Source organism: Prochlorococcus sp. MIT 1201, from assembly GCF_047303415.1.
Lineage (GTDB): Bacteria > Cyanobacteriota > Cyanobacteriia > PCC-6307 > Cyanobiaceae > Prochlorococcus > Prochlorococcus marinus_D.
Genome location: NZ_CP138947.1, coordinates 111,973 through 131,715, shown reverse-complemented (window position 1 = coordinate 131,715; position 19,743 = coordinate 111,973). Strand labels below are relative to the sequence as shown.

Below are 19,743 nucleotides of genomic sequence, written 5' to 3'. Positions count from 1 at the left end.
TGCTAAGTCATGATCAACAGCATCACGGCTGTGAAGCGATAAGTCTTCTGGCAGCTGATTGCCTGAGATAAGCGTTTTCCCCTAGAAATAGGGTTGAAATTGTGCCGAACAACCGCTTGTAAGGTGCGACCCCCCGCCAACACTGATCTTTTGGCCAGGGAGCTGAGCGGGCTCCTTGATCGATCAGCCTGCATGCAGATCAAGCTGCTGGCTGTGGGTGAGATAGAAGCAGGGCAAGGGCATAGGAATGAGCAAGGGCAAGGCCAAAGCCAAGGGAATGATCAAGGCCAAGGGCAAGGAAATGAGCAAGGGCATGGCCAAAGTCATGGGCAAGCTCTAAGCCGCTGGCGAGGCTTGCGGCGATGAGCAGCCTCGATCACAGCAACGAACAAGACGATCAGGCCAACATCAATGCTGGACAAGCGAATGTTGATTACCAACTTGGTGTTGGCGAAAACCTTGTTAGCGATGACAGCACCAACAGTGATAGCGTCGCCAATCCAATTGCCAGCGATGACCTAGCAGAAAAGGTGTCTGCACTAACTACAAATACTGAGTCTGAGTCTGAGTCTGAGTCTGAGTCTGAGACAGCATCAAGCACTACTAATACCTCTTTTGAGTATTACGTTTCCAATGATGGAGATGATGACAATCTAGGCACGTTCGATAATCCTTTCAAAACAATTCAGCATGCAATCACAAAAGTTAGAGCTGGAGATGTTGTCAATATCAGAGGCGGCATCTATCGCGAGAAATTACTCTTAGAAGATATACATGGAACGGCGGATCATCCCATAACATTTAAAGGTTATCAAGGTGAGGATGTCTTAATCACTGGGGCAAAAGAAATAACAACTCAATGGGAACAACACGAAGGCAACATATGGAAAACAACAGTTGATTTTGATGTCACACAACTGTTCCTTGATGACAAGATGCTCACGGCTGCCCGTTGGCCAAACATCACGAAGGATTGGGATCAGCTCGATGATTCGGATGGTGAGAACCCAACACCTTATAGTTATTGGGACATCAATAATACAAGTCTCGAGCTAAAGCCTGGTGATGATGGTAGTTTCGAAAACGTAGAAGAAAAGCATAGCCTTGCGTCTTTAGACTTCAGCGTTGAAGATGGATTACTTGTCACTTACAAAGGGTCAGTCAGCCATATAACGGAGCACAAAGCAGGTGAATCTAATTTTATAATAGAAGGTGGTGATGTTGATTTAGACAGGGCCTACAAGGATAGCTATTATATAACTTCTGACATAGATCTGCTAGATCAAGCTAGAGAGTGGTATTACGACAAGAATTCTGGAGAGCTTTATGTATGGATGGATGACAATGGTAATCCTAATCATCGAGATATTAATGCTAGGGGCTATTTAACTAGCGACTATCGCAATGAAGATCAATTACTACGAGTAAATGACTCCTCATTCTTAAACTTTAATGGAATCACATTGCACACCGGTACATTTGAACTTTGGAAAAGTACTGATATAGATTTTGACGAATGTTCATTCTTGTATTCAGGCCACAACACTCATATGCTGGGAGCGGATGCTTTATATGACATAGGTTCAAATTACGAAAATAATCATAATTCAAGGGGGAACTTTGTCGGAGACGTCGCAAATATGTCCGTCAATATAAGTTATCGTAATTCTGAATTCGCCTATTCCTACAACACATTATTGAATCATGGTAAGCATGGTCAGGATTATTTAATCGAAAATTGTTATTTTCATAATAAGCCTACTGGTGGTGGCGCAGTATGGACTGCTGGTGTAGCACGAGGGAATGTAGTCAGTAGGTTAACCGCCCATACGATAGGTTTTGGTGGAATTGGAAAATTTGGTAATGGGAACAACTTAAAAAAAGATCAGGAGGGTCTTGTCGAGCTTGCTCATATATATGACTACCATTTCCATGGTGATGATGCAGGCATTCAAGTCAATAGAGGGAGTGTGGCTGGCCTGGTTCTTCGCAATAATTGGATTCACGATCTACCCGGCCGGAACGGTATTCGCTTTGATGGTGACCCTGCTGGCATGAGAGGAACAGTCAATAATAACGTGATGTTTAATGTAAAACGTGGCACTCGTCTCAAGGGTGACCAACATACTGTTTTGAATAATTTAGCCCTTGACAATACTCATGTTGACATTCATGTTTCACATGATAAATTTTATGGTTATGATGATCCTGATATAAAATTTACTGAAGATGTTTTTGAGCTCTACGAGAATAGAGCGGATGGTCGAAGAGAGGGGAAAGATCTGCACCAAGGCAATCATTATTCAATCGTTCACAATAATCTTGGAAACAATAACAGCATTGCTCCTGTTATTAATCCTGACGACATCACAAACAATATATCGAGAAGTGATTTTGGCCAAAATGTCCAAAATGAGTTACGTGATCCTGATAACTTTGATTTCAGACCTAAGGAGAATTCACTACTCATAGATCAAGGCACTCATATTCCAGGATATACAGATAATTATCTAGGAGATGCTCCAGACATTGGCCCCTACGAATATGGAGATCTTAATTATTGGATACCTGGTTATCAAGCAAAGCAAGCAAGTATGCCTATCGCACCCAATGGATCCCTCACAGTAAAAAAAGATGCCGATTTAATGTGGCTTGAAGGTCGAGATGCTGTTTCAAGCAATATTTACTTTGGCACAGATGCCAACACATTGGAGTTAGTGAGCAATCAGGAAAATAATATTTTCACCCCTGATCTAGAGATGGGTAATGAATACTTTTGGCGAGTTGATACCGTAACTGATAATGATGTAATTGAAGGCGATCTATGGAACTTTACAGTTCCTCATCCATCAGAAAAGCCTGTTTATATTCCAACAGTACTCATTGAGAATGAGGGGAACGAGAGTGATGTCAATGGCTATGGTTCAGTAGACTACCCTTATCATATCGGACAATATGAAGTAACCAATTCACAATATATAGAATTCCTCAATAACGCAGCAAAGACTGAGCCCAACAAGAAATATCCATTATTTGGTTCCGAAATGGAAGAGTATGGTGCTATTATTCGCAGTGGTGAAGATGGTAGTTATTCATACGCCACGATTGAAGATCGTGAAAATCACCCAGTTAATTTCGTCAATTATTGGAGTGCTCTTCGCTTCTGCAATTGGATGACAAGTGGCGACACAGAAGAAGGGATTTACGACAGGATAGCTACTGACAGAGCAAATCCTCGTAGTGAAAATGCCTGGGCGAATGGCGGTGTTGCACTGGCCAATGAAGATGAATGGTATAAAGCTGCATATTTTTCCGGACAAGATGATGGAGAAAATCGTTACTGGAACTATGCCACACAAAGCAATGATCTCAGTTTAGAAGAGTCTAACTATGGTATTGGATCGGCTCCTTCCCTATTAACTGATGTAGGCAGTTACGAAGACTATGCAAGTTACTATGGCACTTATGATCAAACAGGCAACGTTAGAGAACTTCTAGAAGAAGCAGCTGACAATACTACGATAAGAACTTTTGTTCGTGGAGGCTCAACAAATAGCGATAAGAATCTTACCTATCTATCTAAAGAGAGTCGTCAAGATCTAAAACGTGTCAATGCAGAGGTTGATACAGGATTTCGTGTCGTCAGCCTTTTGCCGATTGGTTCTAATGAACCAGACTATCAAAATCAAGCTCCATCATGGATAGCGACCACATGGTCACTTGGTGAATCTATAGCTGGCGAAAATTTCTCGACATCACTGATCCACTCTGTTTATGACCCTGAAAATGATCCCCTGTCATTTTCCCTACTTAGTGGACCCGAATGGATTGCTGTAGATGTTGATGGCTCAGTGACAGCAACACCTTCTGCAGAAGATATAGGTAAACATAAGGTGATGCTTCGAGTAACTGATTCCTCTGGATCCTTTGACGACACTGAAGTGCCTGTTCCCTTAGTGGTCAATAGCCTTGTAGAAACAAGAACCAACCCCGACATAGCAAGTAGCTGGGCAGAGAATAAAGCAAGAGCAGATTTTGATGAACTAGAGCTTGATCTCGAACTTGGCTATAGCCTGCATTTAAAAGAAGGAACAGAAGCAGAACAAGCCACAGCAAGAAAGCAATTAGCCGTTCTTGGTGATTCTGTTGATCTCAGTGATATCTATCAGCTAGACATCACAGCCAAGAGCCTGGCCGCTGGATACAACTTAGAAACAGCTGATATCACGATCAATTTTGATCCCTATCTCTTTAATGAGATCAAAGCATCTGATATCACCATTGGCGGGCAGCTACCCATCGCCAATGCCGTACGCATCGATAATGATGTGGGAACCATCCGTATTGCAGCAGCAAGTCTTGGAGATCTAGATCCAGGAGATCTCTATGGAAACCATCTAGCCGATGCCGGATCGAGCATCGGCTCAGATGTTGCTGTTTTGGCGTCGATTGACCTGAATTTCAATGAACTCAATCTTGCCGAACTCAATCAAAATTCAGATGGCAGCATTGACGATCTCAGCACACCACTGTTCTTTGGTTTGAGTGCCAATCAAGATGAAACAGTCTTCTCTAAAGCTTTAAACGATGACAGCGGTTTTGTGAATCGCGATATTAAGAGCCTGCGGGATCTCGGTGGTGATTTGGCTGTTGATGGAACCAAAGTCACCCTGTATGAGGCAACAATAAATCTAGAAGAACAAGGCGATGGCTTGATCTTAAGTAGTGATCTTGATATTGGATCTTATAACTCAAAACAAACAAATCTGGTACGAACTGGCGATACGATTACAGCCACAAGCGAATGGACAAATGTAGGTAATATCAAAGCCAAAGACATAGCGATTACGGGAGTTGCCAATGACAATGCAAGTTTGTTGAATACCTCCAGTTTTTATATCAGTTCAACAGAAAGCTATCAAGCCTCAACAGACCTCGAGAGTGGCAGTTTTGTTGATGGCGTATTTACGGAAGCAGGCCAAGAAACAGCGCAACTGGTTGCCGATATCGAGATCACTGGAGCTGCAGGCAATGTTGTTGATCTCAGCCAAGGCATCCTCAGCCTTCAAGCAGCCGGCTCAGACGTCTTTAAAAATCAAAAGGGCTCCAAAAACCTAATCACCTTCCAAGGCGATCTCAATTACGACGGCCGCGTTTCAATGAAAGATCTGGCTTATCTCAATGCTGGTGCTGCAAGGCAACAACAAGCCAGTGAGCATCCAGATGCAGTGGATGCCAATAGCGATGGCTTTGTTGATGCCAGTGTGGCGCGAGGAGTCGATGCCAACTTTGATGGCCAGATCTCGATGGCAGATCTAGCTGTCTTGGATGCCGATTGGGGCCAAAGCCTGCATCAACAACCAATTAATGGCGGCAATGGAACACAATCAAGCTTTACCGGTTCTGATCAAATCTCCTGGGATGAACTCGATAATCAGGGAACAACAGGCGATGCAGCCTGGGATAACCAAGCTTTTAAAGATCAAAATGCCGTAGAAGCCGGCAATGACTTTGTTGAATCACTCGAATCACCAGCGGCTGTGGGTGTGATCGGCGCTGATGGCAATAGCGACAGCAGCGATAACGACATTGCTGGCGACTATTTCCAAGATCCCCTCTCGACATAAGCGCTGAAAGCCAACAACAAGGCTGCCAAGCAGAGGCAAGGCTAAAAAGCCAAAAGGGAAAGCTTTAAAAGCACTGAAAAGTGAACAAAGCAAACCACAGCGGCCACCTATATCTAATTCATCATATTAATACAATTATCATATAGTCTTAATTGCGATGAATAAGTCTTCTGGCAAAAGATTGCCTAATCAATACTCTTTTCCTTAGATATATCAATGAAATTGTACCTATAAACGCCTTTTAAGGTGCGCACTGCCAACCACTCTGATCTTGCAGCCTGGGGCTCATGCCAGCTCCTTAACAGATCAGCATGCGGGAACAACAGCCGAGTGGCCACGAGCGCAGCGGCTCCATACCCAGTCTTGCGAGCACGAGTACACCAAGCTGGCAACTGCAACCAGCCTGCTCATCAAGCTGACGCTGATGGTTTGCAACATCAGCCTGCTTCTGCATTGCTGCATGGCCTGCTGCGATGAGCACTCTCAGTAACGACAACACACAAGAGCCAGCCAAACTGATTGCAGACCCTGGCAGCGGTCCAACAGAGATCAACGAGGGCAGCGATGAACCTGCCCATGCCGGCCAACACAGCCTGAGTGCTGACAGCCCAGAGCCGGTTGTCAGCCTTCACCCAGTCGCGGCGGCATCAGCACTAAGCACAAGCGCACAGGCAGATGAATCAGCGAGTCCTGCTCATAGCTCCTATGAGTATTACGTTGCTAATGATGGAAATGATGCCAACCTAGGCACAATCGATGCACCATTCGCAACGATCCAACATGCGATCAATCAAGTTGCAGCAGGCGATGTTGTTCATATCCGAGGCGGTATCTATCGCGAGAAACTACTCTTAGAAGATATACACGGAACGGCGGACAATCGAATTACATTTAAAGGTTACGAAGGCGAGGATGTCTTAATCACTGGCGCCAAAGAAATCACAACACCCTGGGAAATTTACGACGGCAATATCTGGAAAACAAATGTTGATTTCCATGTCTCGCAACTGTTCCTTGATGACAAAATGCTCACGGCTGCGCGTTGGCCGAACATCACGAAAGATTGGGACCAGCCAGATGATTCAAATGGCTATAGCCCCACACCAGACAGTTATTGGGATTTAAATACTCAAGCAAAACTAAATCTGGAATCACACACACCTGGCGATCTTAATTTTGAAGATCTTGGTGACCTTCATAACTTATCTGGCTTGGATTTTAGTTTAGAAGGTGCAATGTTTATACCCCATTTTTCAGACCAAAGGTCAGAAATCATTCAACACACAGCCGGTGAGTCTACTTTTGAAATAGCAGCTAACACATATGCTGGAGCTAACAAATATGTTGAAGACTACCGTGATGGAGACCATTACTATCTAACAGCACATCTAGACTTATTAGATAGCCCGCGCGAATGGTATTACGACAAGGAAACTGGAGGCCTGTATGCGTGGTTAGAAGAGAATAAAGATCCCAATGATTCAAATATTCAGGCTAGAGATCTGGAAAAAGGTACTGAGCTTACCAACAGGGGCTATGAAGATCGCATCTTAGAAATGAAGCATACTTCCTTTGTTGACTTCGAAGGAATCACTCTTCATTCAGGAACTTTTCACTTAAGCGATGCAGATGAAACCACCTTTGATAACTGCAAATTTTTATATTCTAGCTATCACGGCTTCATGCTTAAATCTGACATCCGAATGCCAGGAAATAAAGCCACTACGGTAACCCCAGGTGAGAACAATCTGGTTTTTAAAAATTCTGAATTTGCTAATTCTTATGGCTTGTCGCTTACCACTCCTAACAACCAGGGCACCCTGATTGAAAACAATCATTTTCACAACAGCACGATCTATATCCCAGGAGGCAATGGTGGCCCAGTTGTTAGTGGTCAAACAGGCCTAACAGCCATTCGCAATACTGTTAACTCGATGGGTTTTGGTGGCCTGGGGAGGCCAGGAAAGGATAATTTAATAGAATTAAATCATGTCTATAACTTCCATTTTAGGGCCGATACAGGAGGCATAACAGCCAATCAATCAATACAAGATGGCCTGGTGATTAGAAACAACTGGCTGCATGGATTGCCAAGCAAAAATGGCATTCGTTTTGATGGCGATCCGGCGGGTATAGGCGGTACTTTGCAAGACAATGTGGTCTTCAATGCAAGAAGGGGGCTGCGTGTCAAAGGAGATCAACACATGATTATTGGCAATACTGTTTTTGATACTGATCGCTATGACATCAATATATCCTTTGACAAGTTTTACGGATATGAGACGGAAGACAGCATGGAATATGAGGATAGACTTATGGGTAGAAGAGGAGATGAACCTTATAAAGGCAATGCCAACTCCATTGCTCATAATAATGCTGCCAATACGCTGATCAAAATACCGATTCTTAATGAGCAGGACAAAACAGCTAATTCTGGAAGATCAGACCGAGACGGCCATCTAGAGGATGAACTTAGAGACGTTTACAACTTTGATTTTAGACCGCGAGAAAGTTCTGTATTTGTTGATGCCGGCAAGCATCTGGATGGTTATACAGATGGGTATATAGGCGAAAATCCGGATATTGGTGCTTATGAATATGGAGATTTGAACTATTGGATCCCTGGTCATCAAATTGATAAAGCCAAAACACCCATTCCTTTTGATAGTTCTGGCACTGTTAAAACGGATGCAGATTTAATGTGGCTAGAGGGTGTTGATGCGATTGCCAACGATATATATTTTGGAACAGACCCTGAGAATTTAGAATTCAAACAAAGGCAGGAAAACAATATTTTCACTCCTGGAACGCTGAGCGGAGGCCAGCAATATTATTGGCGTATCGATACCGTTACTGATGACGGGATTATCAAAGGGGATCTATGGAACTTTACCCCTTCTGAAATTAGTGACGTTGTCATTGAGTCCGTCTATGTGGGCGATGCAGGCAATACAAGAGATTCTACAAAGAATGGAGACGTTCCTTATGGATACCACATTGGTAAATATGAGGTTACGAATGCTGAATATGCCTCATTCTTAAATAGTGCAGCCGTTAGCGATTACTACTCCCTCTACCACGAGGGAATGGCTGAACACGGAGGCATTACGCGTACAGGTGATAGTGGCAACTATGCCTATAGCACTATTGCTGGGCGAGAAGATCATCCAGTTAATTTTGTTAGTTATTTTGATGCCTGTCGTTTCGCTAACTGGTTAACGACTGGCAATACCGAAAAAGGAGTTTATAATGATATCAAAAGTAATTCTTTTCAACGAGATCTTGCTGCTTGGGGTAGTGGTGGCGTTGCACTAGCAAACAACAACGAGTGGTATAAAGCGGCTTATTACAGCGGAGATCCTACAGGAGCTGACGGAGACGGCTATTGGCTTTATCCAACGCAAAGTAATAGCATCACAACGGAAGATGCCAATTACCTCAATAGCAAAGGAGAGGTAACCCCTGTTGGCAACTACGATCAACCAAGCTATTACGGTACCTACGACCAGGCTGGCAACGTTAATGAGTGGATTGAAAATAAAAAACTACAACTTGGTGGATCATTCGATGATACAAGCGATACCTATCTGCAAAATCCAAATAGAGAGAAAGATAAGCCTGGTATTGCTGACATCAATACAGGATTTCGAGTTGCTAGCCTCGCTCCAATCACCAATGGACCTAAGACGAACTATGCACCATCATGGCAAGCAGATGCTTGGTCTGGTGGAGAAGCAGTTATTGAAGCAGACTATTCCTTCTCAATCAAAGATAGCGCTGTTGATCCAGAAGGCACAGTACTTGCGTTTAGCAAAGTAGAAGGTCCTGCATGGCTGTCTTTAGATGCTCAGGGCAACCTGAGTGGTACGCCTTCGCGTTCAGATATTGGGATTAATTATGCAACTTTTCGAGTTGCTGATACATCAGGTTTGTATCACGATACCCCTATGCCTGTCGCAATTCAGGTTAATGGCTTAGCAGAAGAAAGACTTTATCCAAATATTGCAGAAAGCTGGGCTGAGAATCCAGAGGCAACCCTGGATAGTGATATCGAACTGGGTTATAGACTGCATTTAAAAGAAGGAGAAGAAGCAGACCAAGCAACAGCAAGAAAGCAATTAGCAGTTCTTGGCGATTCAGTTAATTGGGAAGATACCTATCGATTGGATATCACAGCCAAGAGCCTGGCCGCTGGATACAACCTAGAAGCAGCTGATATCACGATCAATTTTGATCCTTATCTGTTTAATGTGATCAAGGCATCAGATATCACCATTGGCGGGCAACTACCCATCGCCAATGCGGTCCGCATCGATAATGATGTGGGAACCATCCGTATTGCTGCTGCAAGTCTTGGAGATCTAGAGGCAGGAGATCTCTATGCAAACCATCTAGCCGATGCCGGAGCTAGCATCGGCACCGATGGTGCTGTTTTGGCGTCGATCGATCTGAATTTCGATGAATATAACCTTGAGACACTGACTAAAAATTCAGATGGCAGCATTGACGATCTCAGCACACCGCTGTTCTTTGGCTTGAGTGCCAATCAAGATGAAACAGTATTTTCTAAGGATCTCACCGATGCTTCAGGGTTAAGCAATCGCGAGATCAAGAGCTTGCGGGATCTCGGTGGTGATTTAGCTGTTGATGGAACCAAAGTCACCCTTTATGAGGCAACAATCAATCTAGAAGAGCAAGGTGATGGCTTGATCTTAAGTAGTGATCTTGATATTGGCTCTTATAACTCAAAACAAACAAATCTGGTACGAACTGGCGATACGATTACAGCAACAAGTGAATGGACCAATGTTGGCAACATTCAGGCCAAAGACATACAAATTACTGGCCTAACGAATGACAATGCAAGTTTAACAAGCTCTGGTTTCTATATCAGTTCACCTGACGACAGTCAAACATCAACAAACCTCGCGAGTGGAAGTTTTGTTGATGGCGTATTTGCGGAAGCAGGCCAAGAAACCGCGCAACTGGTTGCTGATATTGAAATCACAGGAGCTGCCGGCAATGTTGTTGATCTCAGCCAAGGCATCCTCAGCCTTCAAGCAACAGGCTCAGACGTCTTTGAGAATAAATTGGGCTCCAAAAACCTGATTACCTATCAAGGCGATTTGAACTACGACGGCCGGGTATCGATGAAAGATCTGGCTTATCTCAATGCTGGTGCAGCAAGACAACAACAAGCCAGTGAGGATCTCGATGCAGTGGATGCCAATAATGATGGCTTTGTTGATGCCAGTGTGGCGCGAGGCGTTGATGCCAACTTTGATGGCCAGATTTCGATGGAAGATTTAGCTGTCTTGGATGCCGATTGGGGCCAAAGCCTGCATCAAGCTGCAAACGCAGGAGCCATTAGCACAGAATCAAGCTTTACCGGTTCTGATCAGATCAGCTGGGATCAATTGGATAGTCAGGGAACAACAGGCGATGCGGCTTGGGATAACCAAGCTTTCAAAGATCAAAATGCCCTAGAAGCGGGTAATGATTTCGTTGAATCACTCGAATCACCAACAGCTGTGGGTGTGATCGGCGCAGATGGCAATAGCGACAGCAGCGATAACGACATTGCTGGCGACTATTTCCAAGATCCGCTCAGCGGTTAACGGCCTCAAAGCCAAAGACAAGCCTGCCAAGCAGAAGCAAGACTCACAAGCCAAAAGGAAAACGATAAAAGGCTAAATGGCTAAAAAGCAAGCTATTGCAAGCCTTTGAGCCAGCTCTTCTGCTAACTCATACTCAACGACATCACGGCAGTGAAGCGATAAGTCTTCTGGCAGCTGATTGCCTGAGATAAGCGTTTTCCCCTAGAAATAGGGTTGAAGTTGTGCCGAACAACCGCTTGTAAGGTGCTACCCCACGCCAACACTGATCTTTTGGCCAGGGAGCTGAGCGGGCTCCTTGATCGATCAGCCTGCATGCAGTTCAAGCTGCCAGCGTTGGCGCGAGTGGAAGCAGGTCAAGGGGATGAGCATGGCCAAGGCCAAACGGATGAACATGGCGATGGGCATGAGCATGGGCAAGTTCTAAGCCGCTGGCGAGGCTTGCGGCGATGAGCAGCCTCGATCACAGCAACGAACAAGACGATCAGGCCAGCATCAATGCAGGCCAAGCTGGTGCTGGTGAGCAACTTGGTATTGGCGAAAACCTTATTAGTGATGACAGCGCCAACAGTGATAGCGTCGCCAATCCAATTCCCAGCCTTCAGCTAGCAGAAAAGGTGTCTGCACCAACTACAAATACTGAGGCTGAGGGTGAGGGTGAGACAGCATCAAGCACTACTAATACCTCTTTTGAGTATTACGTTTCTAATGATGGAGATGATGCCAACTTAGGCACAATTGATGCACCATTTGAAACGATCCAACATGCGATCAATCAAGTTGGGGCAGGCGATGTTGTTAATATTCGAGGCGGGATCTATCGAGAGGCTTTGACTCTCGATGGTGTTCATGGCACAGAAGATGGTTGGATTACTTTCCAGAATTACAACAATGAAGATGTTCTGCTCTCTGGAGCCAAGCAAATCAAAAGCCCATGGGCAATTCACGAAGGGAACATCTGGAAAACAAACGTATGGAATGAAGATGTTCAGTTTGATGTCTCTCAGCTATTCATCGATGACAAGATGCTTACGGGGGCCCGCTGGCCCAATATCAATAAAGACTATGACCAGCCAGATGCTGATTTCTGGCACACCTGGTCTTCAGCCAAAAAGATTGCTGATGGCTCTTACGAGGATAATGGCGGTCTAGAAGAGCTTGGTGTCAGTGTTGAAGGTGCTACTGCTTATATCAAAGGCAAAGGTGCTGCTGTCATCACGTCGCATGATGCAGGGGAAAGCCAGTTCTTGTCTAATCCTCAGGCTAACAATATAACAAGCACTGGAAAATTAGGTGGTGGGGATTATTTTATCGAGGGTGATATTGATCTTCTTGATAGTCCACGGGAGTGGTATTACGACAGAAATACGGGAGACCTCTTTGCCTGGCTAGAAAATGATCAAAACCCAAACGACGCAATTATAGAGGCCAGAACTCATGGAAAAGGTAATTATGGCGCTAACTACATTTTTCAAGTCAATAACAGCAATTATCTAAAGTTTGACGGAGTAAACCTTTTCTCAGGAGCATTCTCTATTGTCAACTCTAATCATATTGCTTACGCAAATAGCAGTCTTCTCTATCCATCCCATAACGGGCTGATGCTTGGAAAGAATCATTTCCCAGGAGGAAATGTATTCAAAGGTGTAAGAAATCACGCCTCAGATTTAACCCTTAAGAATAATGAGTTCGCATATAGTTATGGACTTTTATTTGATGGTGGCAGAAATTCAGCATCAGACATTCACCTTGAAAATAATCATTTTCATAATTCAAATATCATGCTTTGGGGTTCCAATGGTGGCCCTGTTGTGATGAGCCAGAGCGATGTAACTGCAATTCGTAATAGCGTGCATGATATGGGCTGGGGTGGTCTGGGAAGACCCGGTCACAACAACCACTTAGAACTTAATCATATTTATGACACAAAGTGGTCATCTGATACTGGTGGTATTACAGCCAACCAATCAGTTGACAATCTTGTCATTCGACGTAACTGGGTTCATGACATACCACGCAATGGCATTCGTCTTGATGGACACCCTGGGGGAGTTGACCGAATTGTTGACCATAACGTCAGCTTCCAAAATGGACGTGGTTTTTACCTCAAAGGAGATCAACACCAAATACATAACAACCTAGCTTTTAATAATACAGTGGATCTGGGTATTCCATCTGTAAAATTCTACGGCTATAACGGCGATGGAATTACGAAGCATGATCGGATAATAAGCAGAGACACCTCATTACCCCAAAAGGGCAATCACCTTTCTGTTGTTCACAATAATTCTGCTAATTCGATCCCATGGCTTCCTGTTCTGAACCCCGAGGACAAAACAAATAACTCATCAGCGTTTGACCGTGGTCATGGAGGAGAACCAAAACTTCTCCATCAAGAGCTCCGTGATCCAGGCAATCTTGATTTCAGGCTTCGCAATGACTCGGTACTGATTGATGCTGGTAAATCAATACCAGGGTTTACCGATCCTGTTGAAGGAGTTAGCGCTGGAACGCTAGGACAATCTCCTGATATCGGACCTTATGAATTTGGTGATACAACCTATTGGATTCCAGGCCATCAAACGGATCAAGCGCGGATGCCTATCGCTCCAGATGGATCATTAACCGTTAAGGCTGATGCAGATCTGATGTGGTTGGAAGGACGAGAGGCTGTTGCTAATAACATTTATTTAGGTACAGACCCGTCTGAATTAGCATTCCAAGCTTCACAACTTAAATTTCATAATATATTTACACCATCAGTACTTGCTCCTGGCGAAACCTATTACTGGCGAATTGATACGGTAACTAATCAGGGCGAAGATATAAATTCAATTGCTGATGACACTGTGGTTCTAGGTGATACATGGCAATTTACAGTTGACAAAAGCTTTGATTCACTAGAAATCGAATCTGTATATGTAGGTGATATCAATAACCCAAATGGTAAAAAAACAGTTGGCGGCAAAAACGACGTCGGAAGTGTTAGCTATGGTTATTACATTGGCAAATATGAAGTCACGAATGACGAGTATGCAACTTTCCTGAATAATGCAGCGCGTTACAACGACGAATACGGATTATGGAGCCAAAATATGGCTTCAAGAAATATTACTCGAGAGGGAGAAGAAGGGAATTGGGTTTATAAAAGTGTTGCCGACATGGAGCGCCACCCAGTTACCAATGTTAGCTGGGAAGATGCAGCAAGGTTCAGTAATTGGATGACATCTGGGTCCATTGATATTGGCACCTATGGAAATATAAATAGTAATAATTCATATCAAGATCGTTGGCACAATGTCAATCTCTGGGGCAGTGGAGCTGTTGCCATTGCTGATCAAAGTGAATGGCATAAAGCTGCTTATTATTCAGGTGATCCAAATGGCGGCAAGGATGGAGAATCAGGCTATTTCGCTTATGCGACGCAAAGCAATACAATCACCACTGATGATGCCAATTTTGGCGATATTAATGGAGAAGCAAAAGCGGTTGGCTCCTATGCCTTGCCAAGCCATTATGGTACTTATGACCAAACTGGTAATGTTCATGAATGGACTGAAAATCGTGGTTATCGGGTAGGCGGAGATTTTCGCGATCAAGATCCAGGCTTTAGCTCAGATTCACGTATCACATGGAACTTTGAAGGACATCGCAATAATGCCGATGTTGAATCTGATGAAATTGGTTTTCGAGTCGTTAGCCTTGCTCCTATAACCAGTTGGAATAATCAATGGCAACGCGCTCCACTGTTTGACAACCCTGGAGAAAAAGATATTAACTTGCTAGAGATGCAGGAAGAAAATTTAGATGAAACTGAAGAATGGATCATTGGTAATGTTCCTGTAGGTAAGGATTATTCCTTCTCGATAGCTGATAGTTATGTCGATCCTAATAGAGATTCAATTTCGTATTCACATCTTCAGGGCCCAAGTTGGCTACATTTGGATAGTCAAGGCAACCTAAGTGGTCGTCCTATTGATGAAGATGATCTTGGCTTTCATTCAATTAGTTTTAGGGCGACAGATAGTTCCAATCTTTATCACAATACTGACATCCCAATCAGTATTAATATCACGCAAGACCTCAATGCAACACAAGGCGATGATCTTTTAATAGGCAGAGCTGGAGTGACTCATATCTTCGGCCTTGCAGGTGAAGATCATTTTCAGGGCAGTGAAGAAAACGAAGTCTTTCATGGTGGAGCTGGTAGGGATAGAATTAATGGAGGTTTGGGTCGAGATAAGGCACGCTTTACGGGTAAGAAATCTGATTATCAATACTATTTAGTAGACGACACTATTGAAATTATAGATACACGCAATGAGTCCCCAGACGGTACAGATATGCTCATTGATATTGAAGACCTATCCTTTATTGATGGCAATCGAACCTTGGCAGATGCTTGGGTGATGAGTAAACATCTTAAACATAGTAAAATAAAATCATTTACTGAACAGTTTTCTAATTCTTCTTTACGCGAAGCAAGTTCTAGCCAAGAAGATCTATTCATACCACTTGTTAAAAAAGAAACAAATGAACTTCAAGTACTTAAAACTGATCTCGATGGATCCACCAAGTGGATTCGTCCTGTTAGTAGCAATGCAGGCTTAAATACAACTACAACCACTGATGTGGACGGCAATATCTATATTTCTTGGAGTGAAACTAATGGTGATTCTAAGATCAACAAGCTAAACACAGATGGTGAAATACAATGGGCTCAGGCGCTCACTCAAGACCATGCTATTTACGACCTAAAAGTTGTTGATGATCAGCTTTATGCTGTTGGTGGTACTCAAGATGGAAGTAGCAAAGCAATCTATAAATCTCTGAAAACGGAAACTGGCGAGATCAATTGGCAGAAAGATTACAACACACCTTTAAGTAGTTTTGTTGATGTTGAAAGCGATGGTTCAAGTCTTTATCTTGGAACGTCGTCACACGGAAAAGGCAAAGCAGCCGGAAGAGGAGCACATGTTGTAAAGGTCGATTTAGATGGCAACGAGGAGTGGTTTAGCACACAAACGGTAGGGAATTGGAGTGCCGATATGCGTTCAACGATCTTTGAAGATCAACTTTTAACGGCTGGAACGACAGCATTAGATAAATGGGGAAGCAATTATTCTTATCGACTTGTCAGTCGGGATCTAGAGACTGGAGACATATTATGGGACAAGCACTGGGGAGATTCTGATGATCAAAGAATAGAAGACATTGTCTCCTATGGAGGCAGTGCCTATGCAATTGGGGCAGATTATGACGATTTAGACAATGGCATACAATTATCAGCTACGCCAAAGAAAACCACATTATTTGAGATTGAAAAAGATGGTTCGATCAGCCGTGAGCTAACCTTTGATCTCTCTGACCCTCTTGACTTTAATAAGAGCCTTTTCGTCGCTGATGGACAGATGTATCTCAGCGCTCGAACCAGTGCCTCTAGCGGAGGCCCTGATGATACTGATTCAGAGGATATATTCCTTTCGCGAATTACAACCGGCTTTGAGCAACAGGCGCCTAATAATATTGATATTTCTAATCTAATATTTGAAGAGAGTTTAGCGATTAACTCCGTTGTCGCTACTCTCTCGACTAGCGACCAAAACTTTGGAGATAGCCATGCCTATTCGCTTGTCTCTGGCTTAGGCGACAACGACAATAGCTTGTTTGTAATCGAAGGGAATCAACTGAAGACCAATGATTCATCAGAACATCAATCCAAAGATAGTTATACGATTCGAGTAGAAACTAGCGATTCTTCGCAATTAACCTTTGAAAAATCATTCAGCCTTGCTGTTAATGGCCTAGCAGACGCAAGAACCAGCCCCGACATAGTCAGTAGCTGGGCAGAGAACCTGGAGCGAACACTCGATAGTGATCTAGAACTTGGCTATAGCCTGCATTTAAAAGAAGGAACAGAAGCAGAACAAGCCACAGCAAGAAAGCAATTAGCCGTTCTTGGTGATTCTGTTGATCTCAGTGATATCTATCAGCTAGACATCACAGCCAAGAGCCTGGCCGCTGGATACAACTTAGAAACAGCTGATATCACGATCAATTTTGATCCCTATCTCTTTAATGAGATCAAAGCATCTGATATCACCATTGGCGGGCAGCTACCCATCGCCAATGCCGTACGCATCGATAATGATGTGGGAACCATCCGTATTGCAGCAGCAAGTCTTGGAGATCTAGATCCAGGAGATCTCTATGGAAACCATCTAGCCGATGCCGGATCGAGCATCGGCTCAGATGTTGCTGTTTTGGCGTCGATTGACCTGAATTTCAATGAACTCAATCTTGCCGAACTCAATCAAAATTCAGATGGCAGCATTGACGATCTCAGCACACCACTGTTCTTTGGTTTGAGTGCCAATCAAGATGAAACAGTCTTCTCTAAAGCTTTAAACGATGACAGCGGTTTTGTGAATCGCGATATTAAGAGCCTGCGGGATCTCGGTGGTGATTTGGCTGTTGATGGAACCAAAGTCACCCTGTATGAGGCAACAATAAATCTAGAAGAACAAGGCGATGGCTTGATCTTAAGTAGTGATCTTGATATTGGATCTTATAACTCAAAACAAACAAATCTGGTACGAACTGGCGATACGATTACAGCCACAAGCGAATGGACAAATGTAGGTAATATCAAAGCCAAAGACATAGCGATTACGGGAGTTGCCAATGACAATGCAAGTTTGTTGAATACCTCCAGTTTTTATATCAGTTCAACAGAAAGCTATCAAGCCTCAACAGACCTCGAGAGTGGCAGTTTTGTTGATGGCGTATTTACGGAAGCAGGCCAAGAAACAGCGCAACTGGTTGCCGATATCGAGATCACTGGAGCTGCAGGCAATGTTGTTGATCTCAGCCAAGGCATCCTCAGCCTTCAAGCAGCCGGCTCAGACGTCTTTAAAAATCAAAAGGGCTCCAAAAACCTAATCACCTTCCAAGGCGATCTCAATTACGACGGCCGCGTTTCAATGAAAGATCTGGCTTATCTCAATGCTGGTGCTGCAAGGCAACAACAAGCCAGTGAGCATCCAGATGCAGTGGATGCCAATAGCGATGGCTTTGTTGATGCCAGTGTGGCGCGAGGAGTCGATGCCAACTTTGATGGCCAGATCTCGATGGCAGATCTAGCTGTCTTGGATGCCGATTGGGGCCAAAGCCTGCATCAACAACCAATTAATGGCGGCAATGGAACACAATCAAGCTTTACCGGTTCTGATCAAATCTCCTGGGATGAACTCGATAATCAGGGAACAACAGGCGATGCAGCCTGGGATAACCAAGCTTTTAAAGATCAAAATGCCGTAGAAGCCGGCAATGACTTTGTTGAATCACTCGAATCACCAGCGGCTGTGGGTGTGATCGGCGCTGATGGCAATAGCGACAGCAGCGATAACGACATTGCTGGCGACTATTTCCAGGATCCGCTATCGGCTTAAGCGTCATCGCTTAAAACAGCCATCTGCACTATCGACAGTGCAGCAACAAGCGAAGGCGATTTGCCAGCCAACAACGAATGTCTTGGGAATGGAGTGGAGCTGCCTTTCAGGAAGGCGCTCATGACGTCATCAAGGCATACGAAGAAGGCTGGAACAGTGCTGCAGAACTCGGAACATTGACTGCAGATGGGTGAGAGCACTGCTCTCACTTTTGCGTTAAATCACGCTTGCACGGAATTACAAACGCAAGCGAGCATCAGCAAGAGCCCAGACTCTCGCGCAAAAAAACTTCCATCACCACTGGCCTCGTCAACTGCCTTCTAAGCAATCGGTCGATGGTTCGAATACATCAGGAGGCGTCAATCACACCAAAGCCTCCATCAAATAAGGCTTTCGGACAGGTCAACTCAACTCATTCATCGGAGCTGCAAAGACATTGTCGCGTGTTGCCAAGCTCTAAGAGCGACCCTGATGGCAACGACGACCTCCTAGAAGAAGGTTGGGCGAATGTGGCCAGACTGCTGCGGGTGTTCGGTCTACGGATGTGGGAAGTGAACTGCCTGATCGTTCGAACCAATGCCGACGGTGAAGCTCAGCTCTTTTGCAGCCAGGGCAAGGTCTACACAACACGTGGCGTGAAGAGATCAAATGAGCCCCGCTGGCTTGAGGCCGTTCCCGTAGCCGGCCAGAGTTTTGAGCTTGTGGGTCAAATCCAGCGCTGTGAGCTGAAGCTACCGATCGGCAGCGATGGCAATCGCATGGAAATCACTGGTGCCAACCTGGGAAAAACCCTGCGCCGTTTGCCCTATTGGCAGGAGCTGGTGAAACAGAAAGCCGCGCAAGGCGAATGGCTGAGGCCCTATAGCTTCCGCGACACCTATTCACTCGTGTGCGAATCGATGCAGGTGCACAAGGCTGATCTTTGCGCAGCAATGGGCCACTCAGAAGAAGTTCACAACCGCAGCTACAGAACCACCAGCTTTCGCACAATGCGTGATTCGTTCAAGCAAGCCTTTGGCTAGTCAGCCAAATGAATATGGATGACTGGAG

Annotated in this window: 8 protein-coding genes; 6 read left to right on the top strand and 2 right to left on the bottom strand. The window is 44.4% G+C overall.

Annotated features, from left to right (window positions below):
- Positions 1 to 123: 123 nt before the first annotated feature.
- On the top strand, positions 124 to 366 hold the full coding sequence (locus SIB41_RS00495; RefSeq protein ID WP_413359585.1) for a hypothetical protein: 243 nt from the start codon (positions 124 to 126) through the stop codon (positions 364 to 366).
- Positions 363 to 5,627, top strand: a complete 5,265-nt coding sequence (locus SIB41_RS00490) for an SUMF1/EgtB/PvdO family nonheme iron enzyme (RefSeq protein WP_413359583.1) — start codon at positions 363 to 365, stop codon at positions 5,625 to 5,627. The genes SIB41_RS00495 and SIB41_RS00490 overlap by 4 nt, the downstream gene beginning before the upstream one ends.
- 298 nt (positions 5,628 to 5,925) lie before the next feature.
- On the opposite strand, the gene SIB41_RS00485 is transcribed toward SIB41_RS00490, so the two are convergent.
- On the bottom strand, positions 5,926 to 6,123 hold the full coding sequence (locus SIB41_RS00485; RefSeq protein WP_413359580.1) for a hypothetical protein: 198 nt from the start codon (positions 6,121 to 6,123) through the stop codon (positions 5,926 to 5,928).
- Here SIB41_RS00485 and SIB41_RS00480 point away from each other — a divergent pair.
- The 3 genes from SIB41_RS00480 to SIB41_RS00470 all read left to right on the top strand — a co-directional run bounded on the left by SIB41_RS00480 (position 6,101) and on the right by SIB41_RS00470 (position 18,693).
- Positions 6,101 to 11,245 carry an SUMF1/EgtB/PvdO family nonheme iron enzyme gene (locus SIB41_RS00480; RefSeq protein WP_413359577.1) on the top strand — a complete coding sequence of 1,715 codons (5,145 nt, stop codon included), beginning with the start codon at positions 6,101 to 6,103 and terminating at the stop codon, positions 11,243 to 11,245. The two genes, SIB41_RS00485 and SIB41_RS00480, sit on opposite strands and share 23 nt — an antisense overlap.
- A gap of 243 nt (positions 11,246 to 11,488) precedes the next feature.
- The gene (locus SIB41_RS00475; protein ID WP_413359575.1) at positions 11,489 to 11,695 is read left to right on the top strand and encodes a hypothetical protein; all 207 of its coding nucleotides are present in this window, start codon (positions 11,489 to 11,491) and stop codon (positions 11,693 to 11,695) included.
- Entirely contained in the window at positions 11,692 to 18,693 is a 7,002-nt protein-coding gene (locus SIB41_RS00470; RefSeq protein ID WP_413359573.1) for an SUMF1/EgtB/PvdO family nonheme iron enzyme, read from the top strand. Before SIB41_RS00475 ends, SIB41_RS00470 begins: the two co-directional genes overlap by 4 nt.
- On the opposite strand, the gene SIB41_RS00465 is transcribed toward SIB41_RS00470, so the two are convergent.
- On the bottom strand, positions 18,690 to 18,815 hold the full coding sequence (locus SIB41_RS00465) for a hypothetical protein (RefSeq protein WP_413359571.1): 126 nt from the start codon (positions 18,813 to 18,815) through the stop codon (positions 18,690 to 18,692). The genes SIB41_RS00470 and SIB41_RS00465 overlap by 4 nt on opposite strands.
- 213 nt (positions 18,816 to 19,028) lie before the next feature.
- Between SIB41_RS00465 and SIB41_RS00460 the strand changes: the two genes are divergently transcribed.
- A complete protein-coding gene (locus SIB41_RS00460) occupies positions 19,029 to 19,715 on the top strand; it encodes a hypothetical protein (RefSeq protein WP_413359569.1) in 687 nt (228 codons plus the stop codon).
- Positions 19,716 to 19,743 lie beyond the last annotated feature (28 nt).